The sequence below is a fragment of the Nocardia sp. NPDC056100 genome (genome assembly GCF_042266325.1).
GTDB lineage: Bacteria > Actinomycetota > Actinomycetes > Mycobacteriales > Mycobacteriaceae > Nocardia.
In genome coordinates this window covers 282,689-308,530 of record NZ_JBHJVY010000007.1, presented here as the reverse complement: position 1 = coordinate 308,530, position 25,842 = coordinate 282,689, and the positions used below count along the sequence as shown (strand labels likewise).

Sequence of the window (25,842 nt, the reverse complement as noted above, 5' to 3'; positions counted from 1 at the left end):
ATCTGATGGTCGAACATTCTCCGAGGGTCCTGCGTTCGCCAGGCCCCATGCTCGAATTCCTGCGCGGTCGTGACGTGCTCGTCGCCGGTTGGGGGGTGTCCGGGCGCTCCCTGGTGGAGCCGCTGCAGGACATCGGCGCCCGCCCGGTGGTGACCGACGGCGGCGGTAAGGCCCTGGCCGAGGCCGCCGAACTGGGCTTGCAGACCGCGACCACCGCGGATCTGCTGGAACCCGATGCGCTGCAACGGTTCGCGCTGGTCATCACCAGCCCGGGCTGGCGGCCCGATTCCCCGATACTGGTCTCGGCTGTCACCGAGGGCATTCCGGTCTGGGGCGATGTCGAATTCGCCTGGTGGGTCGATCAGGCGCGCATCTACGGTCCGGTGCGCAAATGGCTGGTCATCACCGGCACCAACGGCAAGACCACCACCACGCAGATGACGCATTCGATTCTGCGGGCCGCCGGGATTCCCAGCGTGGCCTGCGGCAATATCGGACTGCCGATTCTCGACGCGCTGCGCCGCAATCCGGGACCGCAGGTGCTGGCGGTGGAGCTGTCCTCGTTCCAATTGCATTGGGCCCCTTCGGTGCGACCCGAAGCCGGTGTGGTGCTGAACGTCGCCGAGGATCACCTGGACTGGCACGGCGGGCTCGACGCCTACGCCGCCGCCAAGGCGCGTGCGCTCACCGGCCGCGTCGGTGTGGTCGGCCTGGACGATCAGGTCGCGGCCGCGCTGGCGCGAAAGTCCAAGGCGCGCCGCACCGTCGGCTTCCGCATCGGCGTGCCCGCCGACGGTGAACTCGGTGTGGTGGACGGCAAACTGCTCGATCGCGCCTTCACCAAGGCCGCGATTCTGGCCGAGACGAGCGATATCAGCCCGCAGGGTCCGGCCGGTGTCGCCGATGCGCTCGCCGCCGCCGCGCTCACCCGATCCATCGATGTGGCACCGCAATTCGTGAAAGAGGGATTGCAGGAGCACAAGGTCGGCCCGCATCGCGCCGCGCACGTGCGGGAATTGTGCGGCGTCGATTTCGTGGACGATTCCAAGGCCACCAATCCGCATGCCGCGCGCTCCTCGATCCTGGCGCACCAGTCGGTGATCTGGGTGGCCGGTGGTCAGCTCAAGGGCGCGAGCGTGGAGGATCTGGTCGAAGAGGTCCGCGAACACCTCGTGGCGGCCGTGCTCTTCGGCGTCGACGCCCCGGTGATCGCCGCCGCACTGGCGCGACACGCGCCGGATGTCCCCGTGGTGGAGCTGAATTCGGGGGACGATGCAGGGATGGGTGACCCCTTCACCGAAATCGAACCCGAAGCGGTGATGGCCCGCGCGGTCCGCGTGGCCGCGGGCTATGCCACCCGAGGCGACACCGTGCTGCTGGCTCCGGCCGCGGCATCCCTGGACATGTTCGCCGACTACACCCACCGGGGGCGGAGTTTCGCCACCGCGGTGCAGGCCCTGGACGAGAAGGACATCGGGAGATCGGAATGACGGGGCCGCGCCGCGCCGGAGACAGGATGCCGTCCCGAACGGCGCAGACCCCGGCGCGTGCGGCCACCGATTCCGGTCGCACCGCCAAGGATTCGGCGGCGACCGCGCGGTTCCGCAACACCTGGTTCGCGGCCTGGCTGGCACGGCCGCTGGCCTCGTTCCATCTCGTGGTCGCCATCGCGGTGCTGCTCACCGTGCTCGGCCTGGTGATGGTGCTGTCCGCGTCCAGCGTGGAATCGTATGCCGTTGGCAAATCGGCGTATTCGCTGTTCATCCAGCAGGCCATGATGGCGTTGTTCGGTGCGGTGCTGTTCTATATCGCGCTGCGGATTCCCATGCGCGTGATGCGGCAGCTGTCGTTCCCGGTGTTCGCGCTCTCGGTGGTGCTGCTGGTGCTGGTGCTGATTCCGGGCATCGGCCTGGAGGTGCAGGGTTCGCGGCGCTGGTTCGACCTCGGCTTCGTCTCGGTGCAGCCGTCCGAGATCGCCAAGGTGACCCTGGTGGTGTGGGGCGCGCACCTGCTGGCCTCGCGGCAGACCGAAAGGGCCGGGTACAAGGACATTCTGATGCCGCTGGTGCCCGCCGGGCTGCTGGTGTGCTTCCTGGTCGTGCTCGAACCGAACCTGTCCACCACCATCGCGCTGGGCATCGTGCTGTCCGCGCTGCTGTGGTTCGGCGGGCTGCCGCTGCGCATGTTCGTCACCATCGCGGTATCGGGTGCGGTGGCGGCGGGCATCCTGGCGCTGTCGGCCGGATATCGCTCGGACCGCATGCGCGCGTTCTTCAGCCCCGGCGATGATCCGCAGGGCATCGGCTATCAGGCCCGCCAGGCACTGTATTCGCTTGCGGACGGCGGGATCTGGGGTCGGGGGCTCGGACAGTCCCGGGCCAAGTGGAGCTATCTGCCCAACGCGCACAACGACTTCATCTTCGCCATCATCGGCGAGGAGCTCGGCTTCCTCGGATGTGCTTTGGTGCTGGGGCTTTTCGCGCTGTTCGTGTACACCGGCCTGCGCATCGCCACCCGATCGGTGGATCCGTTCATCCGGCTGCTGACCGCCGCGGCGACCACCTGGATCACCGGGCAGGCGCTCATCAACGTCGGTTACGTGGTGGGACTGCTGCCGGTGACCGGTCTCCAGTTGCCGCTGGTGTCGGCGGGTGGTTCCTCGCTCGCCATCACCCTGCTCATGTTCGGCATCATCGCCAATGCCGCCCGGCACGAACCCGAGGCGGTGGCGGCGCTGCACGCCGGACAGGACGGGCGCTTCAGCCGCCTGCTGCGCCTGCCGGTGCCCGAAATGTATTCGCCCGCACGGGCACAGGCCGCCCGCGCGCGCAGCACCGCCAAAGCCAAGCCCAAGCCGAAATCCGGTGTGAAACCCGCACCGCAGCGCCGCGCGTTACCGCCGTCGGGCCGGGGCCGCTCCGAACCGCCGCGCCGCCGGTCCGTAGATTCCGATACCGCCCGGCGCACCAGCCGCTCCACCGAATCGTGGCGCAGCACCCGGGCCTGGGAACCCAGCTATCCGACGAAACACGATAGGGACAGGGGACATTCGAGGTGACAGTGGAGCGGCCGCTCTCGGTGATCGTGGCGGGCGGTGGCACCGCGGGACATATCGAACCCGCCCTGGCGGTCGCCGACGCGCTGCGCCGCCACGACCCGGCCATCCGGATCACCGCACTGGGCACCCAGCGCGGCCTGGAAACCAAGCTGGTGCCCGAACGCGGATACACCCTCGAGTTGATTCCCCCGGTGCCCCTACCTCGTAAGCCCACCGCGGACCTGCTCCGCCTGCCGGGCCGAGTGCTGGCCTCGATGCGCCGCACCCGCGAAATCATCGACGCGGTCGAGGCCGACGTGATCATCGGCTTCGGCGGCTATGTCGCCCTGCCCGCCTATCTGGCTGCCGGACGCGGACTTTCGCCGTTGGCGTACCTGCCGGGGCGCGGTCGCGCATCGGGCAGTCGAGCACGCGGGCGGCGTCAGGTACCCGTGATCGTGCACGAGGCCAATGCCATGGCCGGTATCTCCAATAAGATCGGCGCGCGCGTGGCCGCCAGAGTGCTGGCCGCGGCGGCGAATTCGGGCGTGCACGCGCGCGGTCGGGGCGATGCGGAGGTTGTCGGTATCCCGGTGCGGTCGGCGATCACCACACTGAACCGTCCCGCGCTGCGGGCGCGGGCGCGCGAGCACTTCGGCCTGCCCGCCGAGGGGCCGGTGCTGCTGGTGTTCGGCGGGTCGCAGGGGGCGCGCAGTCTCAATGAGGCCGTATCGGCCGCAGCGCCGCAGTTGACCGCGGCCGGGATCTCGGTGCTGCACGCACACGGGCCGAAGAACAGCCTCGTCCTGGACGGGCTGCACGAGCCCGCGAAATACATTGCGGTGCCGTATCTATCGCAGATGGCGCTGGCCTATGCCGCCGCCGACGCGGTGGTGTGCCGCTCGGGTGCGATGACCGTCGCCGAGGTGTCGGCGGTGGGACTGCCCGCGTTCTATGTTCCGCTACCGCATGGCAATGGGGAGCAGGAGCTCAACGCGCGGCCCGTTGTCGCCGCCGGCGGTGGCAGAATCGTGGCGGACGCGGAGCTGACTCCGAAATACGTGATCGACGAGGTGATACCGCTGCTCAGGGATATGGATCGGCTGACAGCCATGGGTCGCGCGGCGGCGGACGCCGGACATCGCGACGCCGCGGACGAGGTAGCGCGAATTGTGCTGGAGGTGGCAGGTCGTGACTGAAGCAGCCGATACCCAACAGGCCGTGAATACGCCCGTCGAGCAGCAGACGGACCTACCGGAGCTGCTGCGCCGGGTGCATATGATCGGCATCGGCGGGGCCGGAATGTCGGGTATCGCCCGAATCCTGCTGTCCCGCGGCGGCATGGTGTCCGGCTCCGACGCCAAGGAGAGCCGCGGTGTGCTGGCACTGCGGGCCCGCGGCGCACAGGTGCGCATCGGCCATGACGCGAGCGCCCTGGACCTGCTGCCCGGCGGCCCCACCGCCGTGGTGACCACCTTCGCCGCCATCCCCAAGACCAATCCCGAACTGGTGGAGGCACATCGGCGCGGCCTGCCCGTCCTGCTGCGTCCCGCGGTACTGGCCGAACTCATGCAGGGCCATAAGACATTGCTGGTCTCGGGCACGCACGGTAAGACCTCCACCACCTCCATGCTGGTGGTGGCGCTGCAGCACTGCGGCGCGGATCCGTCCTTCGCGGTCGGCGGTGAGCTCAACGAATCGGGCACCAATGCCCATCACGGCACCGGCGGCATCTTCGTGGCCGAGGCCGATGAGAGCGATGCCTCGCTGCTGCAGTACGCGCCGGATGTGGCCGTGGTGACCAATATCGAATCCGATCACCTGGACTTCTTCGGCACCGATGAGGCGTACACCAAGGTCTTCGACGATTTCGTCGATCGCCTGCAACCCGGCGGCCGCCTGGTGGTGTGCCTGGACGATCCCGGCTCGCTCGGCCTGGCCGAACGCTCGGTGGCCCGGCTCGCCGACGATCCGCGCGGTATCGAGGTAATCGGTTACGGTTCCGGCGATTTCGCGGGTGTGCCGATCGGCGCGCACCTGCTGTCCTGGGAACCCCGCGATGTCGGCGGTGTCGCGATCTTCCAGCTGTCGGAGGAGCCCGCGCCGCGCACCCTGCGGCTCTCGGTGCCCGGCCGCCATATGGCCTTGAACGCGCTCGGCGCACTGCTGGCCGCCCGCGCCGCCGGAGCCGATATGGGCGAAATCATCCAGGGCCTGGAGGGTTTCGGCGGTGTGCACCGCCGCTTCCAGCTCACCGGCCGGGAGAACGGCGTGCGCGTCTTCGACGATTACGCGCACCATCCGACCGAGGTGCGTGCGGTGCTCAGCGCCGCCGCCGAACTGGTGGCGCAGGAGGCCCGCGATGGCGCGCGCTCGCGCCCGGGCCGGGTGATCGTGGTCTTCCAGCCGCATTTGTACAGTCGCACCGCCACTTTCGCGACCGAGTTCGGCACCGCCCTCTCGCTCGCCGACGAGGTCGTGGTGCTGGATGTGTACGGTGCGCGTGAGGAACCGCTGCCCGGGGTGAACGGTGCGCTGGTGGCCAATTCGGTCACCAAACCCGTGCACTATCAGCCGGATATGTCCCGGGTGGGCCGTCAGGTGGCCGCGCTCGCGCGTCCCGGCGATGTGGTGATCACCATGGGCGCGGGCGATGTCACCATGCTGGGCAGCCAGATTCTGGACGGTCTGCGCGCGCGACCCTCGCACGGGCGGTGAGCGGAGATGAGCCCGGGTGGGGGAGCGAAGGACGCGGCTGACGGCTCCGGCCGCAAGCGGGGTGCGGCGGACGCGGCGCACGACGCGGACGACCGGGCGGACGAGCCTGCCGCCGAAGAAGATTCGGCGGTGCGCGCGGCCCGGCGCGCCCGGCTGCGCCGCGGCCGGTCCCGGGAGGATTCGACGCTGCTGAACTCGTGGCGCTCACCGCGAGTGCGAATCGGCGCGGCGATCGGCCTGGTGCTGATCCTGGCGCTCGGGATCGCGGCCTGGTTCACGCCGGTGCTGTCGGTGCGCACCGTGCGCGTCGACGGACTGTCCGTGGTGCCGGAAGAGCAAGTGCTGGACGCACTCCAGGTGCCGGACGGGTTGTCCATGATCCGCCTGGACACCACCGCCATGGCCGAACGGGTGGCGCAGTTACCCAAGGTCCGCAGCGTGCGGGTGCGGCGCGAATTCCCGTCCACCGTGCAGGTGACCGTGGTCGAGCGCACCCCCGTGCTCTACTACGACGCCCCGGACGGCCCGCATCTGCTCGATTGCGACAGCGTGGAATTCGCGATCGAACAGCCCCCGGGCACCGCGCCCAAACTCGTCACCGACCATCCCGGCGGCAATGATCCGGCCACCCGCGCGGCCGTCGCGGTGATGGCGCTGGTGCCGCCGAGCCTGGGCGTGGGAGAGGTTGTGGCCAGATCGGTTTCGGATATTGCTCTCGAGTTGCGAGATGGGCGTACCGTGCTGTGGGGTGGGACCGGTGATTCACAGAAGAAGGCGGCGGTGGTGGGACCTCTACTCACCCAGCCCGGCAAGGTGTTCGACGTTTCGAGTCCGAATCTCGTCACGGTAAAGTGAGCGATACCCATTGGGCCACCGAAAGTTTCGGTGGCCTGCAGGAACGCTCCAGCGCCGTCCCGGCACCGGAGGGCAACCGTCCACGATACGATGCCAGGTGGACCGGACGAGGTGGATCACACAAGATTCTGATTCTCGTCTCGGCGCGCCTGCGCCCGTAACGCGGTGGCTGCGAATACCGTTCCGCACCAGTCGGATACTTGACATAAGGCTAAACCTATGGTTGAGGGTTCATCGAACCGAGACCATCCGGAACTGGCATACGGCGAGCATCCGTTAGACGACAAGCTTTTTGGATCTAAGGAAGGCGAGAGCCCATGACGCCCCCGCACAACTACCTTGCTGTGATCAAGGTCGTCGGCATCGGCGGCGGCGGCGTGAATGCCGTCAACCGGATGATCGAACAGGGACTCAAGGGAGTCGAGTTCATCGCGGTCAACACCGACGCGCAGGCGCTGCTGATGAGTGATGCGGACGTCAAGCTCGATGTCGGTCGTGAATTGACCCGCGGCCTCGGCGCCGGCGCCGATCCGGAAGTCGGCCGCAAGGCCGCCGAGGACCACAAGGACGAGATCGAAGAGGTGCTCAAGGGCGCCGATATGGTCTTCGTGACCGCGGGCGAGGGTGGTGGCACCGGCACCGGTGGCGCCCCGGTCGTGGCCAGCATCGCGCGCAAGCTCGGCGCGCTCACCATCGGCGTTGTGACGCGGCCGTTCTCGTTCGAGGGCAAGCGCCGCAGCAATCAGGCCGAGGCGGGCATCCAGGCGCTGCGCGAATCCTGCGACACCCTCATCGTCATCCCGAACGACCGCCTGCTGCAGCTCGGCGACGCGGCCGTGAGCCTGATGGACGCGTTCCGCTCCGCGGATGAGGTGCTGCTCAACGGTGTTCAGGGCATTACCGATCTGATCACCACCCCGGGTCTGATCAACGTCGACTTCGCGGACGTCAAGTCCGTCATGTCCGGCGCGGGCAGCGCCCTCATGGGCATCGGCTCGGCCCGCGGTGAGGGCCGCTCGGTGAAAGCCGCCGAGTCCGCCATCAATTCACCACTGCTGGAAGCGTCCATGGACGGCGCGCACGGGGTACTGCTCTCGATCGCGGGCGGTTCGGATCTCGGCCTCTTCGAGATCAACGAGGCAGCCTCGCTGGTGCAGGAAGCAGCCCATATCGAAGCGAACATCATCTTCGGTACCGTCATCGACGATTCCCTCGGCGATGAGGTCCGAGTGACGGTGATCGCGGCGGGTTTTGACGGAAGCGGCCCCGCCCGACGCATCGAGCCCGCCGTAGGCCGCACGGGCGCCACCACCACCTCCAGCTTCAATACCGCCCGCGCCGGTGAGGTGGCCCGCACCCCGGACTACACCACCGCCCGCACGCCCGAACCGGCCCCGGTCCGGCAGGAACCCGCCCCGGCCCCGGTGGCGCAGAACCCGCCGCCGTCCTCGGGTCGCGGCCCGGCCCCCTCCTACGAATCCCCGCGCCCGGCAATGGAACCCACCGTGGCGAACAATTCCCGCAGCCATATCCAGCCCCCGGATGCCGACGACGATGACGTCGACGTCCCCTCCTTCATGCGCCGCTGACCCGAGCGCCGCAAGGCGATAACCGCGCCCGCCCCCACTCGGAGGCGGGCGCGTTCGTTTGCCCGGGTGGGCCTGCTCGGTGGCCGAGTACCGGTCTCGGCCGCTCAGATGAGCCGCGGGGCCGCGCGGGTGGTGATGACCACGCCGTCTCCGGATGGGTTGCGGGGAATTGGCCACTACTCTCGGAGGTATGACTTCTGCGGGCACGACGTATCGGACAAGACGAGTTGTCACGGCTCGGGCGGGCGGCTTCTCCCAGGCCCCCTATGACTCGTTCAATCTGGGCGACCACGTCGGGGATGATCCGGAAGCCGTGCGCCGCAATCGGGTTCGGCTCGCCGAGAGCATCGGGCTCGCGCCGGAGCGGCTGGTGTGGATGGAACAGATCCACAGCCGCAATGTGACGGTGGTCGACGGCCCGCGGGCCGAGGCGGTTCCCGCCACCGATGCGCTGGTGACCACTCGGCGCGATCTGGCGCTGGTCACGCTGAGCGCGGACTGTGTGCCGGTGCTGCTCTCCGATGACGAGGCCGGTGTGATCGCGGCCGTGCACGCGGGCCGGATCGGCGCGCGGATCGGGATCGTGCCCAAGGCGATCGAGGCCATGGTCGAGCTCGGCGCGCGGGTGGAGCGGATCGGCGCGTTCCTGGGACCGGCGGCCAGCGGCCGCCAGTACGAGGTGCCCGCCGCCATGCGCGCCGATGTCGAGAAACATCTGCCGGGCAGTGCGACCACCACCGTGCGGGGTACCCCGGGTCTGGATCTGCGCGCGGGCATCCGGCGGCAGCTGGAAACCGCCGGCGTGAGCGCCGTGGCCGTGGACCCGCGCTGCACGATCGAGGACAAAGCGCTCTTCAGTCACCGCCGCGGCGCGCCGACCGGCAGACTCGCCGGTGTGATTTGGATGGCATCGGAGGGAATTGCAGAATGACCGAGAATCCCGCCGCCGCAACCGGTTCCGCAGTGGCGCAGGAGTCGAAGCTCACTTCCGCGCCCGGTCGTGTCGCGCAGTTGTCGGCGGCGCTCGAGGGCCTGACCGAGCGCATCGCCGCAGCGTGCCGGGCCGCGGGCCGTGCATCGGACAGTGTGCGACTACTGCCGGTGACCAAGTTCCACCCGGCCTCGGATATCGAGATCCTCTATGGCCTCGGCCTGCGTGAGTTCGGTGAATCACGCGAGCAGGAGGCATCGGACAAAGTGGCGCAACTGCGCCACCTGTCGCAAATACGCTGGGAATTCATCGGCAGATTGCAGCGCAACAAGGCGAAACATGTTGCACGCTGGGCGGATACCGTCTACTCGGTGGACAGTGACCGGTTGGCGAGCGCCCTGGATTCGGGGGTCCACACGGCCCTGGAAGCGGGGGAGCGGACGACCCCCTTGCGCGTCCTGCTGCAAGTGAGTCTCGATGCCGATCCGGCGCGCGGAGGTGTCTCGGACAATGCCATGCTCACCCTCGCGAATCAGGTCGCCCAATCGGCATCGTTGCAGCTCGCGGGCCTGATGGCGATCCCGCCGCTGGACGCCGACCCAGACGCCGCATTCGAGCGACTCGCCCATATGCACGACTCACTTTTGGCGGAACATCCCCAGGCCAGAGAGCTGTCCGCGGGCATGTCAAGTGATTTGGAGGCCGCGATACGCCACGGATCCACCTGCGTGCGTGTCGGTACCGCTTTGATGGGCGCTCGACCGATAACCTCGGCGTAGCAAAGAAACCTCATCAGTCACATATGAAACATATGCTTGGTGGCAGACGAGGACTGAGCAGGACAACACCCCAGGCCAACCGGGGCCGAAGGAAGGTCGACCAGATGAGCACGCTGCACAAGTTCAAGGCGTACTTCGGCATGGTTCCGCTCGAGGACTACGAAGACGACTATGTCGAGGACCGCGGCCCCCGTCCGGCCGTCGACGAACGTGCCCCGCGCCGGTCCCGGGCCTACACCGAGCGTGACTACGACCGGTATGAGCACGAGCGCTACGACGACGAGCCCGGTTACGCCGAGCCGCCGCCCTACAAGGCGCCCTACAAGCCCGCGTACGGCACTTCGCGCCGCGACGAGTACGCGGACGAATACGCGGATGACCGTGAGCGCGAACGTGATCGCTACGACGCGCCGCGTCGCCCCACCCGTATCGACACCGCCCCGTCCAGCCGTACTCGTTCCATGGGTTCCGGCGGCGCCTCGATGGTGCGCGGCACCACGCGCGGCGCGCTCGCGGTGGACCCGGAGGCCGAGCGGCGCATGGAAGAGTTGCGGATGGAGGAGCGCCGGCTGGAACAGCAGCCGCCGCGCCGTTCCGCGATCTTCGAGGACGGAGGCCCCTTGTCCAAGATCACGACGCTACGCCCGCGCACCTATGCCGAAGCCGCCATCATCGGCGAGCGTTTCCGGGACGGCACCCCGGTGATCATGGATCTGGTCGAGATGAGCAACAGCGATGCCCGCCGCCTGGTGGATTTCGCCGCCGGTCTGGCGTTCGCGCTGCGTGGTTCATTCGACAAGGTCGCCACGAAGGTGTTTCTGCTCTCGCCCGCCGATGTGGATGTCTCCGCCGAGGAGCGCCGCAAGCTGGCCGAGAACGGTTACTACAACCAGAAGTAAGCTGTCGCACCGGCTTTGTGATGATCAGCGCCGGTGTGACAGTCGTTAACGGGGGTTGCGAAGCGGTCGCCAGAGCCCGCCCAGTCCATTCACGGCCTATCCGCGGCCGGTCGGTGACGGGTGTGAGCGTGCGGCCGCGCGCGGGGGAAGATCCGGCGGAACTACGCCGAAAACCACACTGTGACCGGCGCGATCGGTGATCCTATTTTGCGCGGCACTGTTTCTGAGGCAGAGTGAACACTGTGGCCTTGTTCCAGGTGTTGAACCTCCTGCTGTTCCTCTTCTGGCTGCTGCTCATCAGCCGAGTCATCGTCGAGTTCATTCGCAGCTTCGCGCGCGACTGGCGGCCCACCGGGTTCGTCGTGATCATCCTCGAGGCGATCTTCACCATCACGGACCCGCCCGTGAAACTCCTGAGGCGTTTGATACCCCCAGTGAATCTTGGGGGAATTAGGCTGGATCTGTCGATAATGGTCCTGCTTTTCATCGTGTTCATCCTCATGACGATCACGGGCCAGCAGGGGCAGCCGTTAGCTCATGTGTGACAGAATGAGCGGAAAGAATGCTTACCCAGATCTACCGCTAGATCTCCAACGAAGCGTGAAGGGATCGTTCCATGCCGCTGACCCCTGCCGATGTGCACAACGTCGCGTTCAGCAAACCACCGATCGGGAAGCGCGGCTACAACGAGGATGAAGTCGACGCCTTCCTCGACCTGGTCGAGCAGGAGCTCTCACGCCTCATCGAAGAAAACGCAGATCTTCGCCAGCGCGTTGCCGAATTGGACGCGGAACTGGCTGATGCCAAGAAGAATCGCGGTCCTGTCCAGGCTGTGAAGCAGCCGCCCGCGCCGGAGCCCGTCAAGGCCGCTCCGATTCCGCCGCCGGCGCCCATGCCCGTCGCCGCGCCGGTCCCGGTCAAGGCCGAGGCCCCCAGCGCGGACGCGAATCTACAGGCCGCCAAGGTGCTTTCGCTGGCCCAGGAGATGGCCGATCGCCTCACCTCCGATGCCAAGACCGAGGCCGAGCAGCTGCTCGCCAATGCCAGAGCGAACTCCGAGCGACTGGTGGGCGATGCCCGCACCCGTTCCGAGGCGATGATCGCCGATGCCCGTCAGAAGGCCGAGGCCATGCTGTCGGACGCGCAGACCCGCAGCGATTCCCAGCTCCGCCAGGCCAAGGAGAAGGCCGACGCCCTGCAGGCCGATGCCGAGCGCAAGCACACCGAGATCATGGCCACCATCACCCAGCAGCGCAGCGTGCTGGAGAGCCGGATCGAGCAGCTCAAGACCTTCGAGCGTGAGTACCGGGTACGCCTGAAGTCCTACCTGGAATCGCAGCTGGAAGAGCTGGAGAACCGCGGTTCCGCGGTCCCGGTCGACGGCGGCGAGTTCGGCGAGGGCGCCTCGGGCAACGGCGCACTCCTCAAGGGCGGCAAGTAGAGTCGTAATCACGGCCATTGGTGCCGCGCTCCCCGTTCGGTGAAACGGGAGGTGCGGCGCCGCCACCGTTTCCATAAGAGGGGTGGTGACCATGCTCGTGATGACGCTGGCTCTGGCAGCGGTGGGTTTCGGCCTGCTGGTGACAGCCCTGACCACCGGTTCGGTGATCTGGGCCTGGGGCTGCATCATTGTGTGCGTGTTAGGCGCGGTGTTACTGCTGGTCAGTGCGCTGTCGCTACGTGAACCGGAGGAAGATTCGCAGTCGCGCCCAGGCGGGCGGCACGCGAAGCATTAGACGGGCCGGAAATATCCACTGGACCTGCCCGGTTAGAATCGACACAGTATTGCGGCGTTGATCCGGCCATCACCGGGGAGTCTTCGGAAGAACAGCGTGAGCAGCCGTTTCGGGTGCGCGCGCCCAGTAGAACCGAACGGGTGAGCCCGTCACAGCTCATAACGAGAGGTCCGGTCCGCAGCCGGACAAGCGGGGTGGTACCGCGGTATCGGCGCACCGGCGCCGTCATCGTCCCCGTGCCCACCGGGTCCCCGAGACCCACTGGCACGAGGAGCTGACGCCGAGATGTCCGGCGAGACCCCGACCCCCAACGCCTACCCTCGCGTCGAGCTCAGCTCCGTGACCGGGCAGGTATCGTTCCCCGAGCTCGAGCAGCGCGTGCTGGACTACTGGGCCGCCGATGACACCTTCCGCGCCAGCATCGAGAACCGTTCCGATGCAGAGGAATTCGTCTTCTACGACGGTCCGCCCTTCGCCAATGGGTTGCCGCATTACGGTCATCTGCTGACCGGATATGTCAAGGATTTGATCCCACGATTTCAGACGATGCGCGGTAAGAAGGTCGAGCGGCGCTTCGGTTGGGACACTCATGGACTGCCCGCGGAAATCGAAGCGGAGAAGCAGCTCGGTATCACGGACAAATCACAGATCGATGCCATGGGTCTCGCGGAATTCAATGCCGCGTGCAAATCCTCGGTTCTTCGCTACACGAACGAGTGGCGAAACTATGTGACGCGACAGGCACGTTGGGTCGACTTCGACAACGACTACAAAACCCTCGACCTCGACTTCATGGAATCGGTCATGTGGGCGTTCAAGTCGCTCCATGACAAGGGTTTGATCTATCAGGGTTTCCGGGTGCTGCCGTACAGCTGGTACGAGCAGACGCCGCTGTCGAATCAGGAGGCGCGCCTCGATGATTCGTACCGCATGCGCCAGGACCCGGCGGTCACCGTCGATATGGTGCTGTCGGTTCCGGCCGAGCATCCGCTCGCGCAGCTGGACGGCGCGAACGCGCTGATCTGGACCACCACGCCGTGGACCCTGCCCTCCAACCTCGCCATCGCGGTGCATCCCGATGTCACCTACGTGCATGTGCGCGCGCAGGACGGTAAGCGATACCTGCTTGCCGCCGAACGTGTTTCGCACTACACCCGGGAGTTCGGCGAGGAGCCCGAGGTGCTGTCCGAGCACTCCGGCGCGGCGCTGGCCGATCTGCGGTACCAGCCGCCGTTCGACTTCTTCCTCGGTCACCCGAACGCGCATCGCGTGCTCAACGCCGACTACGTGACCACCGACTCCGGTACCGGCATCGTGCATCTCGCGCCCGCCTTCGGTGAGGAGGATATGGATGTCTCCACCGCCAATGGAATCGAGATCGTGCAGCCCCTGGACGCGGGCGGCAAGTTCACCTCGATGGTGCCGCCGTATCAGGGTCTGATGGTGTTCGACGCCAACCCGGTCATCATCAAGGACCTCAAGGCCGCCGGAAAGCTGTTGCGGCACGAGACGATCGAGCACTCGTACCCGCACAGCTGGCGTTCGGGTCAGCCGCTGATCTACATGGCGGTGCCGTCCTGGTTCGTGGCGGTCACCAAGTTCCGCGATCGTGCGCTGGAGTTGAACCAGCAGATCAACTGGACCCCGGAACATCTGCGGGACGGCCAGTTCGGCAAGTGGCTGGAGAACGCGCGCGACTGGAACATCAGCCGTAATCGCTTCTGGGGCGCGCCGATCCCGGTGTGGGTGTCCGACGATCCGCAGTACCCGCGCGTGGATGTCTACGGTTCGCTCGACGCGCTGGAGCAGGACTTCGGCGTGCGCCCGGCCGATCTGCACCGGCCCGGCATCGATGATCTGGTGCGCCCGAATCCCGATGACCCGACCGGCAAGTCGATGATGCGGCGCGTGCCCGAGGTGCTGGACTGCTGGTTCGAATCGGGTTCCATGCCGTACGCGCAGGTGCACTACCCGTTCGAGAACAAGGAGTGGTTCGAGGGCTCCGGCGACCAGGCCGCGCACAGCCCTGGCGATTTCATCGTCGAGTACAACGGCCAGACCAAGGGCTGGTTCTACAACCTGCATGTGCTGTCCACCGCGCTGTTCGATCGCCCGGCGTTCAAATCGGTTGTGGCGCACGGCATCGTACTGGGCGATGACGGCCTCAAGATGTCCAAGTCCAAGGGCAACTACCCGGATGTCTTCGAGGTCTTCGACCGCGACGGCGCCGATGCCATGCGCTGGTTCCTGATGGCCTCGCCCATCCTGCGCGGCGGCAACCTCATCGTCACCGAGCGCGGTATCCGCGAAGGCGTCAGCCACGCGCTGCGCCCGCTGTGGAACGCGTGGACCTTCCTGAACCTGTACGCCTCGACACCCGGTGTGTGGCGCACGGATTCGCAGAACGTGCTGGATCGCTACATCCTGGCCAAGCTGGCCGCGACCCGCGATGTGATGACCGATGCCCTGGAAGGGCTCGATATCGCCACCGCGGCAGAGGAATTGCGGTCCTTCGCCGACGCGCTCACCAATTGGTATGTGCGCCGGTCGCGTTCGCGGTTCTGGGAAGAGGATCGCGATGCCATCGACACCCTGCACACCGTGCTGGAGGTCATCACCCGGCTGGCCGCGCCACTGCTGCCGTTGATCACCGAGGTGATCTGGCGGGGGCTCACCGGCGGTCGCTCGGTGCACCTGACCGATTGGCCGAGCGCGTCCGAGCTGCCCGGCGATCCGGAACTGGTCGCGGCCATGGATGAGGTGCGCGTGGTCTGCTCCACGGTGCTGGGTCAGCGCAAGGCGCAGAATCTGCGTGTGCGCCTGCCGCTTTCGGAGCTCACCGTGGCGGCCGAGGATGCCGAGCGGCTGCGCCCGTTCGCCGATCTCATCGCCGATGAGGTGAACGTCAAGAAGGTCGATCTCACCACCGATGTGGCCTCGCACGGCCGTTTCGAACTGGTGGTGAACGCCCGTGCCGCCGGACCGCGCCTGGGCAAGCAGGTGCAGACGGTGATCAAGGCGGTCAAGGCCGGGGAGTGGAGCGAGGCCGCGGACGGCACCGTCACCGCAGCCGGTATCGCGCTGCTGCCCGAGGAGTACACCCAGCGCCTGGTGGCCGCCGAACCCGAATCCACCGCCGCGCTGCCCGGCAATGCCGGTCTGGTGGTGCTGAATTCGGTTGTCACCGAGGAACTCGAGGCCGAGGGCTGGGCCCGCGACCTCATCCGCGACCTCCAGGAGACCCGCAAGTCCCAGGGCCTGGACGTCTCGGACCGGATCACCGTGATCCTCGAGGTTCCCGCCGACCGCAAGGGCTGGGCCGAAACCCACCGCGACCTCATTGCCGGTGAAATCCTCGCCACCACGCTGACTTTCGGGGACGCGGGCGCGGATGCCGCCGAGATCGTCGGCGGCGTCAAGGTTTCCGTCACCAAGGCCTGACGGCCGGATAGATCGCAAGGGGCGCAGCCATCGCGGCTGCGCCCCTTCGCCATCTCGGGACAGGCCGGAATGTCCCGCGCGGGATGGAGGTTGCGGAGTTGAGGATGGGTTGGGCCGTCGCCCGGCCCCGCGGCGTCAACTCAGGTATGTCACCTCAGGGAAGGAAGTCCCGCATGAGCTCCAGCCCCACCGCCGATGATCGTTTCCAGCGTGGTTTGGAGGTGCTCGACCAGATCGGTGGCCCGAACGGTCGGGCCGTGGTGAACAGCCTGGCCGATATCGCGCCCGACCTGGGCAGGTTCGTGGTCGAGTTCGGGTACGGGGATATCTATTCGCGGCCCGGGCTGACGCTGAAGCAGCGGCAGATCATCACCATCGCGGCGCTCACCGCGCTCGGGCATGCCGCACCGCAGTTGCGCTGGCATATCGACGGCGGGCTCACGGTGGGACTGACTCCGGCCGAGGTGGTCGAGACGATCATCCAGGTCGGGGTGTACGCGGGTTTCCCGGCGGCGCTCAATGCCATCACGGTGGCGCGGGCCGCCTTCGCGGATCGGCCCGAGGCCGGAAATCCGGTGTCGGAGTCCGATATTCGGCCCGAGGAGACCGGGGAGGAGCGCTACCAGCGCGGTCTGGCCAAGCTCGATGAGGTGGATGGCGATGCGGCCGAGCACATTTTCGCCGCGCTCGCGGACACCGCACCCGACCTGGCGCGCTACATAGTCGAATTCGCCTTCGGCGACGTGTATTCGCGCACCGGCCTGGACCTGAAGACGCGGGAGCTGGCGACCGTCGCCGCGTGCACCGCGCTCGGCACCGCCGGTCCGCAGCTGCGCGTGCACCTGCACGGCCTGCTCAATGTCGGCGGCACGCGCGAGGAGGCCATCGAGGCGATCATCCAGCTGGGCGGCTACGCGGGTTTCCCGGCGGCACTCAATGCCATCACCGCCGCTCGGGAGGTGTTCGCCGCCCGCGAGTGAGGTGACTCTCGAGACTCGCCCGCCGGATACCCCTTGTGAAGCATGTGACTGATGAGATAGAACAGCAACTGTAGAGCTAACGTTTAGCTTTATGGTGTTTTCGAGATGTATCGCTAGTTCCAGTCGTAAGCGCTGAATCTCACGTCACACCGGGCAGCGTGGCCCGTTTGCAGGTTGATTGCTTGCTGAGTGTCGTGCCTTCGGCGTGGTTGAGCTGAAGGGCGAGTGCATGACACGAAGACTGCTGTGCCGAACCGCATCGTTTCTGACGACTGCCGCGGCCTTGACTCTCACCGGCGCGCTCTGGGCGGGCGCGGCGCACGCCGATACCGGATCCGCCGCCTCGGGTTCCTCCTCCGGCAGCGGTAGCGGTTCCGCCTCCGGAAGTGCCAGTGGCTCGGCACAATTGCCGATCACCAGCCCGCGCGCCATGATCGCGCTGGGACTGGCGCAGACCCAGACCGGTAAGCCCTACCGCTGGGGTGGGGTGGGCCCGGACGCCTGGGATTGCTCCGGTCTGGTGCAGTGGGCGTTCCGCAGCGTCGGCATCGATATGCCGCGCACCACCTGGCAGCAGGCCGAGGTGGGCCTGGAAGTCCCGGTCGGGGCCGTGCAGCCAGGTGACGTGGTGATTCTGAACGGCGATGCCTCACACGTGGGCATCTATGCCGGCGGCGGGAATGTGCTCAATGCCTATGACTGGGGTGTCCCGGTCGGGTTGAGCCCGCTCTCGCAGTTCGAGATCTACGATATCCGCCGCTTCTACTGAGAGTCGTTACTCCACAACCAGTTCCACCGGAATATTGCCCCGGGTGGCATTGGAGTACGGGCAGACCTGATGGGTGGCCTCGATGAGCGCCTGGCCCTGCTCGTTGTGCAGGTGTTCGGGCAGTTCCACGCGCAGTACGACGGACAGGCCGAAAGCGCCGCCCTCGAGGGCGTTGAGGCCGACCTCGGCGGTGACCGAGGCGTCCTCGGCATCGAGCTTCATGCGCTTGGAGACCAGCTGCAGCGCGCTGGCGAAGCACGCGGAGTAACCGGCCGCGAAGAGCTGCTCGGGATTGGTCCCCGCGCCGTCGCCGCCCATTTCCTTGGGGCGGGCCAGGGTGAGATCGAGAATGCCGTCATCGGTGTACGAGCGGCCGTCGCGACCGACCGAGGTGGCGACTGCGGTGTAGAGGGGTGCCATGACTGCCTCCTAGACAGACTAGTCTGTTCACGTGCTCCTTCAGAGTAGACAGGTCTGTCTGCTATCGTCAAGGGTATGAGTGCAGCCCGCGAGAGATTGTTGGAGACCGCCACCCGGCTCTTCTATGCCGAGGGCATCCACACCGTGGGCATCGACCGCATCATCGCCGAGGCGGGCATTGCCAAGGCCACCTTCTACCGTCACTTCCGGACCAAGGACGACCTGGTCGTGGCCTATCTGGTGCGCGAATACGACCGGCAGCGCGAGGTTTTGGAGTCGGTGCCCGGTGACGGCGCGGACAGTATCGTCACCATTTTCGAGAAGCTCGGCGAACTCAGCTGCGGTCCGGGTTTCCGGGGCTGCCCGTTTCTCAACGCCGCCGTGGAGTTCCCGAATCCGGAGCATGCGGTGCGCGAGGTGGTGCGGGACTATCGCGGCTGGTTCCGCGAACTCATGGCCGAACGGCTGCGCGCCGCCGGTCACCATGAGGTGGACCAGGCGGCGCGCGCATTGCTGTTGACTCGGGACGGCGTGGCCGTCAGCGGGGGAGTGGGCGATACCGAGACCGTGCAGGCCGGGGTGCGAACGGCCTTGGCGCAGCTCGATATTCGCCGCTGAACCTCACACTCCGACGGTTTCCTCCATCTCCTCCTCGGCCTCCTCGGCTTCGGCCGCCGGTTCGGCCACCGCAGCATGCTTGGGAGCCGTTGCCGCCTGGCGCTTTTCGGCATAGGCGGCCGCGATCATCAGCACCAGCCCCGCGCCGAACCAGGCGAACAGGCTCAGCAGTCGCGAGTCGAAACCCGCGCTGTCGAAGTACAGCAGGCTGCGCGCGCCCTCCACGAAACCCGCACCGTTCCAGAAGGAGTGGAGCGCTCCGAAGAAGTCGTTCTGCAACCACGGGGTGTAGACGCCGCCCGAGGTGGTGAAGTTGAGCATCACGAACACCACCATCATGGCGAGTGTGGTCCAGCGCTTCAGGAAGGTGTGCGCACCGATGCCCACGGCGAGAATGCCCGCGGAGTAGAGCCAGGACATGGCCCAGATGGCGGCGCTGTCGTGATCGACCACGTGGAAGACCGGTCCCGCGAGCGCCAGTCCGATCAGGCTCACCAGCAGTGAGGTCACCAGTCCGATAAGACCTTTGATCCACATGGACAGTCCCGCGCCCGCCGCGCCGATGGCCGCGACGCTGCCGTACGAGCCGATGCTCAATGCCACCAGCAGGAAGAAGATGCCCTGGCCGGTGGGATCACCGGAGGCGGCGGTGGTGACATCGGTAATAGTCAGCGGCACACCCTGTTTCGCGGTGACCTGACCGAAGACCGCTTCTGCGGCCATGGCGGTGGTATCGGATCCGGCCTTGGCGACCAGCACTTCGGGATGCTGTGCGTCGGGCACGAACGCGCCGGCCAGATCGCGATTGCGCAGCTGCGCCACCGCATCGTCGCGGCTGGGCACGGTGATGACGTCGAGCGCGCTGCCGCCGGTGTCCTTCAGCGTCTGCGCGAGCACCTTGACCTGTGCGCTGTCGCCGACCACGGCCACGGCGAGGTGATTGGGTTCGGGCTGGTGGAACGCGCCCAGATACGCGAGTCCCATGCCCAGGCACATGAGCAGCGGGGTGAGCAGATGGGTGGCGACGTGCCGGATCTGATGCGTGGCCATGGAATCTCCGAACGGTTGGTAAATGCAACTATATGAGGTTGTACTATACAACTATGCAGACCGAGCCGGAATTCCCGGGTGCCGCGACCGCCGATACCGCCCGTGCGGACGCCATCGAGGTGATCCAGCGCGAACTCACCGCCTTCGCCCGCCGCGCCCGCGGTCGCGCCGCCGAATTGCATCCGGAGCTCTCGCTGGTGGCGTCGAGCATTCTGGATCTGGTGATCGAACGGGACGGCTGCCTGGCCAGTGAGCTGGCCGGACATTTCCATCTCGACAAATCCACCATGAGCCGTCAGGTCGCGACCCTGGAGCGGCTCGGCTATCTGGAGCGGGAGGTGGATCCGGCCAATCGGCGCAACCACATCCTGCACGCGACCCCCGAGGGCCGCCGGGTGGCGACTGCGGCGGCGCGTACCCGCGCTGCGGCATTCGAGGAACGCCTCCGGGATTGGGATGATGCCGACATAGCTCGCATGGCGGACTATCTGGTCCGCTACAACGCCACCGACGAGTAGTTGATGAGTAAACGAAACCGATTGGAGTTCAATTGATTTCGGCTCTCTCGCGGACCCGCGCTGGCTAGACTGACCCCCGTCTCGCCGGTCGGGGCGAGATCTTCCGTCGGAGGGTGGGCTCATGTCCCATGGGTCGAACGGTCTCGCGATGACGAGCGGTCGCAGGGTGGTGACCACCTGCGCCGGGGTACTGCTGCTCATCGCCGCCACCGGCTGCGGCGCATCCGATGACACGGCGGCGGCGCGCACCACCGGCGCGCACACCGCATCCGGTACCGTCGCCAAACCCGGTTCCCTGGAAGGCTTCTCGACGCCCGAGAGCGTGCTGTTCGCCGGGGACCGCTGGTTCATCTCCAATGTCGGAGCGAAGGCGGATGCCACCGGCAAGGACGGCGACGGCTATCTGACCGAACTGAATTCGGCCGGTACCGTGACCGCGCGGCGGGCCATGCCGCGACCCGGCGATCCGCCGCTGAACGCGCCGAAAGGCATGGCGCGCACGGATAATCGGGTATTCGTCGCCGATATCGATCGGGTCGTCGGCTACGACGTCGATACGCACGGGCAGGTGTTCGAGGCCGCGCTCGGCGGCGGGGAACCGGCGCTGCTCAATGATCTGGCGCTGCTGGATTCCCGGACGCTGCTGGTCACCGATACCGTGCGCGGCAGCGTGTTCCGGCTCGACCTGGAGACGAAGCGGTTCGATCCGATCGCCACCGGGCTGCCCGGGGCCAATGGCATCGCCCTCGACGCGACCGGCAAGGCGGCCTATGTGGCCGGTGTCGGCGCGGATTTCGGCGGCGGTGACGTATGGCGTCTGGATCTCGCGCAGAACCCGGTGCTACCGCAGCGCATCGGCGCGATTCACGGGGTGCTGGACGGGCTCGCCGTACTGTCCGACGGCACCCTGGTCGTCTCCGATTGGGTGGTGAGCGGGGGCGATCAGCCCGGCCGGATCACCACCTACCATCCGGACGGCGTCGAGGCCGCCGCGGTGCGACTGCCCGAGAACCTGCACGGCCCAGCCGATTTCACCGTCGACGCGGCGGGCCGGAATCTGTGGGTGCCCGCCATGCCGGACAATCGCGTGGTGATAGTTCCACTGCCGTAGGGATTTACAGCTCCAGGCCCTTGGCCAGCACCGGCCAGGAGGCGCGCAACGCGTCCTCCCAGTAGCCCCACGAGTGCGTGCCCGCCTGGCTGATCTCGAAGGTCGCCGGGATATCCAGTTCATCGAGTTTGACCTGCAGGTTCCGGGCGCACCAGTCGCTGGCCGCCTCCAGAATGCCGCCGACCAGCAGCTGCTGCATGATGCCGCCGTCGGCCGGGCCGAGGCTGCGCACATCGGACAGGTTGTCGTGCCGTCCGGGCAGGCCGCTGCCATTGGAGATGTAGAGCTCGAGTCCGCGCAGATCCTCGGCGTGCACGTACGGATCGTTCTCCGCCCATTCCGGATCGGTATCGGGCCCATACATATTGGCGGGATTGCCGCCGCCGATGGACACCACCAGCTCGGCGAATTTACGCCCGATGGGATCGCTGATCTGCGCGCATCCGCTGTACGCCGCGACCGCGCGATACAGGCCGGGCTTGGCGATCGGCAATTGCAGCACCGAGGTGCCGGACATGGACATGCCGACGATGGCGCGTAAACCGTTGGTGCCCAGGGCCCCGTCGATGAGCGGCGGCAGCTCCTCGGTGAGGAAGGTCTTCCACATATTCACGCCGAGCTTGGGATCGGTTGCGCGCCAGTCGGTGTAGTAGCTGAACGCGCCGCCGATCGGCATCACCACGTTCACGTTCTTATCGGCGAAGAACTGGGTGGAGTCGGTATTGCGCTTCCAATTGGCCGTATCCTGGCCGCCCCCAGCGCCATTGAGCAGGTACAGCACCGGGCGCGGCACCGAGGCGTCGGCGGGACGCTGCACCTCCACCGTGTACTCGGCGTTCATGGCCTCCGAGTACACGTGCAGGGTGAGGTTGTGCGCGTCCCGGATCTCGAAGCGGGTGATGCGCGAGCCGTCCTCGGAAACCGGTGTGGCAGCGAGGGTCGCGTGGCTCGTGATCGGATCCGGTGGGGCCGCGTCAGCCGTTCCCGCGCTGAGCGCGGTGCTGATGACACAGGTCACGGCGGCCAGCGCCGCCATCCGGATACCTGTTCCGAACATGAGCGTACTGCCGCAACGCAAAACCGAACTCCCACACTAGCCCAGCAAGATCCAGTGGGGATGATCGTGGTTTGTTGCCCCTATGTTTCACGTTTTGACCAATTGGACGCTGGCGTGTTTGTGACGCGCGCCTACTCCTTGACGAGCTGACGCAACAGCGGACCGTACTCGGGATGCGCCAGCGCGGAGGCGAATTGGGCCACCAGATAGTCGGCCGGATTGCCGGTGTCATACCAGGTACCGCGAATGACTTGGCCGTACACCGGATTCGAGGCCGCGAAGATATTGATGGCGTCGGTGAGGTAGACCTCGCCGGTGCGGTGCGTGTACCAGTTGTCCACCTGGCGGCGCAGTTCCGCGATGATGCCGGGCGTCACCACGTAACCGCCGATGGCGGCGAAGCCGGATGGTGCGTCCGCGGGCTTGGGCTTCTCGATCAGGCCGCTGATTCGCATGAGCCCGTCGGCCTGGGTCTCCTCCACCACCGGGACGCCGTAGCGTTGTGATTCGGCGGGGTCCATCGGCACCAGCGCCAGTACGGGCGCGCCGGTCTTCTCGTAGGCGTCGATGAGCTGCTGGGCGCGCGGCACCCCGGCGACGAAGACGTCATCGGGCCACAGCACCAGCATGGGTTCATCGCCGAGGGTGCGGGCGGCGTTCAGGACGGGCGTGCCATTGCCGTACGGGCCGTGCTGATCGAGGTAGGTGATGTGGCCCTGGCGGCTCAGCTCGCCGACCTCCTCCACCGCATCGGCGTAGGCGGCCTTTCCGTCGGCGCGCAGCTGTGCCACCAATTGCGGGTTGGGCCGGAAGTGGTCCTGGATCAATGACTTTCCGCTGCTCACCACGATGGTGATATCGGTGATGCCGGAGTCCACCAGCTCACGCACCGTATGTTCGATGACCGGCTTATCGCCGACCGCGAGCATTTCCTTGGGGATCGCCTTGGTCAGGGGCAGCAGGCGGGAGCCGATGCCCGCCGCGGGAATCACGGCCTTGCGAATCGTCATGACATCCATCCTCACACACCGCCTTGGCCGTACCTGTCGGTAGTGGCGCGTAGATTCCCGAGCGTGAACACCTCTGCCCATCCCGCGCCCGAGCGCATCGTGCCTGGTCGTGGCGCGCTCGCCGGTGCGGGCGGGGTCGGCGTACCCGGTGCGGGCGGCCGGGCGGATTCGCAGCAACCCGGGAGCGGCCGCACAGCGAACGATCAGCGCGGGCGGCGCTGGGTGCTGCATATGGATATGGACGCCTTCTTCGCCTCGGTCGAACAGCTGACCAGGCCGACGCTGCGCGGGCGGCCGGTGCTGGTCGGCGGTATGGGCGGGCGCGGTGTGGTGGCGGGCGCGAGCTATGAGGCGCGGGTGTTCGGGGCGCGCTCGGCCATGCCCATGCATCAGGCGCGGCGGCTGGTGGGTGCGAACGCGGTGGTGGTGCCGCCGCGCGGGGCGGTGTACGGGGAGCTCAGCGGGCAGGTGTTCGAAACCATGCGGTCGCGGATTCCGGTGCTGGAGACGCTGTCCTTCGATGAGGCGTTCGGCGAGCCCGCCGAATTGGCCGGGGCCACCGCGGGTGAGGTGCTCGAATTCTGTGAGGAGTTGCGCGCGCTGGTGCGCGAGCGCACCGGTCTGGTGGCGTCGGTGGGCGCGGGCAGCGGTAAGCAGCTGGCCAAGATCGCCTCCGATATGGCCAAACCCGATGGGGTGCGGGTCATTTCGCCGGGGGAGCAGCAGCGCTTCCTGGCCGCGCTGCCGGTGCGCCGACTATGGGGCATCGGTCCGGTCGCCGAAAGTCGTTTGCGCACTTTGGGAATCGAGACCGTGGGCGCGCTGGCGGCGCTGCCGGAGACCGAGGCGTCCTCGATTCTGGGCGGCGCCATGGGAATCGCGCTGCATCGGCTGGCGCGCGGTATCGACGATCGCCCGGTGGCCGAGCGCGCCGAGGCCAAGCAGATCAGCGCAGAGACCACCTATGAGACCGATATCGTCACGCTGCCGCAGCTGCGCCCGGCCATCGACGCCATGGCGGTGTCCGCGCATCGGCGGCTCACCGCGGACGGGCGGGCCGCGCGCACGGTGGTGCTCAAACTCAAGCGCCGGGATATGAGCATTGTGACCCGGTCCTTCACACTGCCGTACGCCACCGAGGATTTGGCCACGCTCACCGCGGCGGCGCAGCGCTCGGCCATCGATCCGGTGGAGTTGGGGCCGATTCGCCTGGTGGGAGTGGGTTTCGCCGGGCTGTCCGAGATTCGGCAGGAATCGCTGTTCCCGGAATTGGATCAGGCCGTGGACAGCGGTGAATCGGTCTCGGAGGAGCCGACTTTGGGCATTGCCGCGGGGCCGGTGCCGGAGGTGCCGCCCGCGACGCGCTCGTACGCCAAGGAGAGCTGGTATCCGGGTTTGGATGTGGCACATCCGGACTTCGGGCACGGCTGGGTGCAGGGTGCGGGCCACGGGGTGGTGACGGTGCGCTTCGAGACCCGGTCCACCGGTCCCGGCGCGGCGCGCACCTTTTCGGCCGAGGACCCGGCGCTGACGCGGGCCGACCCGCTGCGCAGCCTGGAGTGAACGACACTTCCGCTGGTGGGCCGTGTTTAAGGGACGAATGCGCCAATTATGAGGATTCGGACTGAAAGTGCGTCGCAGCGTGTTCGGAGGCCGATTCTCACGGATCGCGTTGGTAGCCTCTGTGTCGTCGTGCAGCGTCGCCGATGGGGTTGCCACGCTGTCACGTAGTCGAACGGACCTACTCGAACGCAAAGGACGAGCAGTTGAAGTTTCAGAAGACTGGACGTATCGCGGTCGCCACCTTGGCTGTCGTGACGGTACTCGGGCTGTCGGCGTGTGGCGACGGTGACAAGAAGGAGTCCACCAAGCCCACCAAGACCTCCACCTCGCAGACCACCGCCGCCCAGAATTACCCGCCCGCTCCCACGGCCGCGGACCTGAACGCCCAGCTGCAGAAGGCCCTGGACCCGGCGATTCCGGATGCCGAGAAGCTGGACATGATGCAGGGCGTGCAGGCCGATCCGAGCCTGCCCTCGCGCATGATCGAGGCGTACAAGCAGAACCAGGCCACCATCACCGTCACCGGTGTGACCGATCTGGGCAATGGCACGCTGACCGCCGACGCGCAGGTCGCCGTCGCCGGTGGTGCGCCGCAGAACGCCGTGGTGCCCTTCGTCGCCGAGGACGGCAAGTGGAAGGTCCAGAAGGAATGGATCTGCAACATGCTGTCGCTGGCCAACCAGACCTCCCCGGCCTGCACGTAGTTCTTCCCGAAGCGAGCCCGTCGTCCCGTCCGGACGGCGGGCTCGTTCGCTGTGCGG

24 protein-coding genes are annotated in these 25,842 nt (G+C 67.0%); 20 read left to right on the top strand and 4 right to left on the bottom strand.

Annotation, left to right across the window (positions count from 1 at the left end; translation table 11 throughout):
• Positions 1-47: 47 nt before the first annotated feature.
• The 15 genes from murD (at position 48) to ACFC0O_RS42915 (ending at position 17,734) form a co-directional block, all read left to right on the top strand.
• On the top strand, positions 48-1,490 hold the full coding sequence (gene murD, locus ACFC0O_RS42985) for a UDP-N-acetylmuramoyl-L-alanine--D-glutamate ligase (protein WP_364643684.1): 1,443 nt from the start codon (positions 48-50) through the stop codon (positions 1,488-1,490).
• 26 nt (positions 1,491-1,516) lie between these two features.
• Positions 1,517-3,058, top strand: a complete 1,542-nt coding sequence (gene ftsW, locus ACFC0O_RS42980; RefSeq protein ID WP_375968085.1) for a putative lipid II flippase FtsW — start codon at positions 1,517-1,519, stop codon at positions 3,056-3,058.
• Complete coding sequence (gene murG, locus ACFC0O_RS42975) at positions 3,055-4,236, top strand: undecaprenyldiphospho-muramoylpentapeptide beta-N-acetylglucosaminyltransferase (protein WP_375968084.1); 1,182 nt, start codon at positions 3,055-3,057, stop codon at positions 4,234-4,236. The genes ftsW and murG overlap by 4 nt, the downstream gene beginning before the upstream one ends.
• 79 nt (positions 4,237-4,315) lie before the next feature.
• Positions 4,316-5,755: a UDP-N-acetylmuramate--L-alanine ligase gene (gene murC / locus ACFC0O_RS42970; protein WP_375968245.1), complete on the top strand. Its 1,440-nt coding sequence runs from the start codon at positions 4,316-4,318 to the stop codon at positions 5,753-5,755.
• A gap of 6 nt (positions 5,756-5,761) precedes the next feature.
• The gene (locus ACFC0O_RS42965; protein ID WP_375968083.1) at positions 5,762-6,610 is read left to right on the top strand and encodes a cell division protein FtsQ/DivIB; all 849 of its coding nucleotides are present in this window, start codon (positions 5,762-5,764) and stop codon (positions 6,608-6,610) included.
• 317 nt (positions 6,611-6,927) lie between these two features.
• Complete coding sequence (ftsZ, locus tag ACFC0O_RS42960; protein WP_375968082.1) at positions 6,928-8,199, top strand: cell division protein FtsZ; 1,272 nt, start codon at positions 6,928-6,930, stop codon at positions 8,197-8,199.
• 190 nt (positions 8,200-8,389) lie between these two features.
• A complete protein-coding gene (gene pgeF / locus ACFC0O_RS42955) occupies positions 8,390-9,130 on the top strand; it encodes a peptidoglycan editing factor PgeF (RefSeq protein WP_375968081.1) in 741 nt (246 codons plus the stop codon).
• Positions 9,127-9,909, top strand: a complete 783-nt coding sequence (locus ACFC0O_RS42950) for a YggS family pyridoxal phosphate-dependent enzyme (protein ID WP_375968080.1) — start codon at positions 9,127-9,129, stop codon at positions 9,907-9,909. Before pgeF ends, ACFC0O_RS42950 begins: the two co-directional genes overlap by 4 nt.
• 104 nt (positions 9,910-10,013) lie before the next feature.
• Complete coding sequence (locus ACFC0O_RS42945) at positions 10,014-10,808, top strand: cell division protein SepF (protein WP_364643663.1); 795 nt, start codon at positions 10,014-10,016, stop codon at positions 10,806-10,808.
• A gap of 242 nt (positions 10,809-11,050) precedes the next feature.
• Positions 11,051-11,353 (top strand): YggT family protein, encoded by a 303-nt coding sequence (locus ACFC0O_RS42940; protein WP_364643659.1) that lies wholly within the window; start codon positions 11,051-11,053, stop codon positions 11,351-11,353.
• 71 nt (positions 11,354-11,424) lie between these two features.
• Complete coding sequence (locus ACFC0O_RS42935; RefSeq protein ID WP_375968079.1) at positions 11,425-12,249, top strand: DivIVA domain-containing protein; 825 nt, start codon at positions 11,425-11,427, stop codon at positions 12,247-12,249.
• A 91-nt stretch (positions 12,250-12,340) separates the two neighbouring features.
• Complete coding sequence (locus ACFC0O_RS42930) at positions 12,341-12,544, top strand: hypothetical protein (protein ID WP_375968244.1); 204 nt, start codon at positions 12,341-12,343, stop codon at positions 12,542-12,544.
• 285 nt (positions 12,545-12,829) lie between these two features.
• Positions 12,830-15,985: an isoleucine--tRNA ligase gene (ileS, locus tag ACFC0O_RS42925; protein ID WP_375968078.1), complete on the top strand. Its 3,156-nt coding sequence runs from the start codon at positions 12,830-12,832 to the stop codon at positions 15,983-15,985.
• Between the two features lie 173 nt (positions 15,986-16,158).
• Entirely contained in the window at positions 16,159-16,965 is an 807-nt protein-coding gene (locus ACFC0O_RS42920; protein WP_375968077.1) for a carboxymuconolactone decarboxylase family protein, read from the top strand.
• 229 nt (positions 16,966-17,194) lie between these two features.
• Positions 17,195-17,734 carry an NlpC/P60 family protein gene (locus tag ACFC0O_RS42915; RefSeq protein ID WP_364643647.1) on the top strand — a complete coding sequence of 180 codons (540 nt, stop codon included), beginning with the start codon at positions 17,195-17,197 and terminating at the stop codon, positions 17,732-17,734.
• A gap of 6 nt (positions 17,735-17,740) precedes the next feature.
• Here ACFC0O_RS42915 and ACFC0O_RS42910 read toward each other — a convergent pair whose 3' ends face one another.
• The gene (locus ACFC0O_RS42910; protein WP_375968076.1) at positions 17,741-18,154 is read right to left on the bottom strand and encodes an organic hydroperoxide resistance protein; all 414 of its coding nucleotides are present in this window, start codon (positions 18,152-18,154) and stop codon (positions 17,741-17,743) included.
• A gap of 75 nt (positions 18,155-18,229) precedes the next feature.
• Between ACFC0O_RS42910 and ACFC0O_RS42905 the strand changes: the two genes are divergently transcribed.
• The gene (locus tag ACFC0O_RS42905) at positions 18,230-18,772 is read left to right on the top strand and encodes a TetR/AcrR family transcriptional regulator (RefSeq protein WP_375968075.1); all 543 of its coding nucleotides are present in this window, start codon (positions 18,230-18,232) and stop codon (positions 18,770-18,772) included.
• Between the two features lie 3 nt (positions 18,773-18,775).
• Here the strand turns inward: ACFC0O_RS42905 and ACFC0O_RS42900 are convergent, their stop codons facing one another.
• Positions 18,776-19,822, bottom strand: a complete 1,047-nt coding sequence (locus tag ACFC0O_RS42900) for a hypothetical protein (RefSeq protein WP_375968074.1) — start codon at positions 19,820-19,822, stop codon at positions 18,776-18,778.
• Between the two features lie 53 nt (positions 19,823-19,875).
• On the opposite strand from ACFC0O_RS42900, the gene ACFC0O_RS42895 reads away from it, so the two are divergent.
• The gene (locus ACFC0O_RS42895) at positions 19,876-20,340 is read left to right on the top strand and encodes a MarR family winged helix-turn-helix transcriptional regulator (RefSeq protein WP_375968073.1); all 465 of its coding nucleotides are present in this window, start codon (positions 19,876-19,878) and stop codon (positions 20,338-20,340) included.
• Positions 20,341-20,488: 148 nt separating this feature from the next.
• Positions 20,489-21,451 (top strand): SMP-30/gluconolactonase/LRE family protein, encoded by a 963-nt coding sequence (locus ACFC0O_RS42890; protein ID WP_375968072.1) that lies wholly within the window; start codon positions 20,489-20,491, stop codon positions 21,449-21,451.
• Between the two features lie 4 nt (positions 21,452-21,455).
• Here ACFC0O_RS42890 and ACFC0O_RS42885 read toward each other — a convergent pair whose 3' ends face one another.
• A complete protein-coding gene (locus tag ACFC0O_RS42885) occupies positions 21,456-22,508 on the bottom strand; it encodes an alpha/beta hydrolase (RefSeq protein ID WP_375968071.1) in 1,053 nt (350 codons plus the stop codon).
• 131 nt (positions 22,509-22,639) lie between these two features.
• On the bottom strand, positions 22,640-23,518 hold the full coding sequence (locus ACFC0O_RS42880; protein ID WP_364643625.1) for a UTP--glucose-1-phosphate uridylyltransferase: 879 nt from the start codon (positions 23,516-23,518) through the stop codon (positions 22,640-22,642).
• A 231-nt stretch (positions 23,519-23,749) separates the two neighbouring features.
• On the opposite strand from ACFC0O_RS42880, the gene ACFC0O_RS42875 reads away from it, so the two are divergent.
• Both ACFC0O_RS42875 and ACFC0O_RS42870 read left to right on the top strand, forming a co-directional pair.
• Entirely contained in the window at positions 23,750-25,081 is a 1,332-nt protein-coding gene (locus tag ACFC0O_RS42875) for a DNA polymerase IV (protein WP_375968243.1), read from the top strand.
• A gap of 203 nt (positions 25,082-25,284) precedes the next feature.
• Positions 25,285-25,785: a hypothetical protein gene (locus tag ACFC0O_RS42870; RefSeq protein ID WP_375968070.1), complete on the top strand. Its 501-nt coding sequence runs from the start codon at positions 25,285-25,287 to the stop codon at positions 25,783-25,785.
• Positions 25,786-25,842 lie beyond the last annotated feature (57 nt).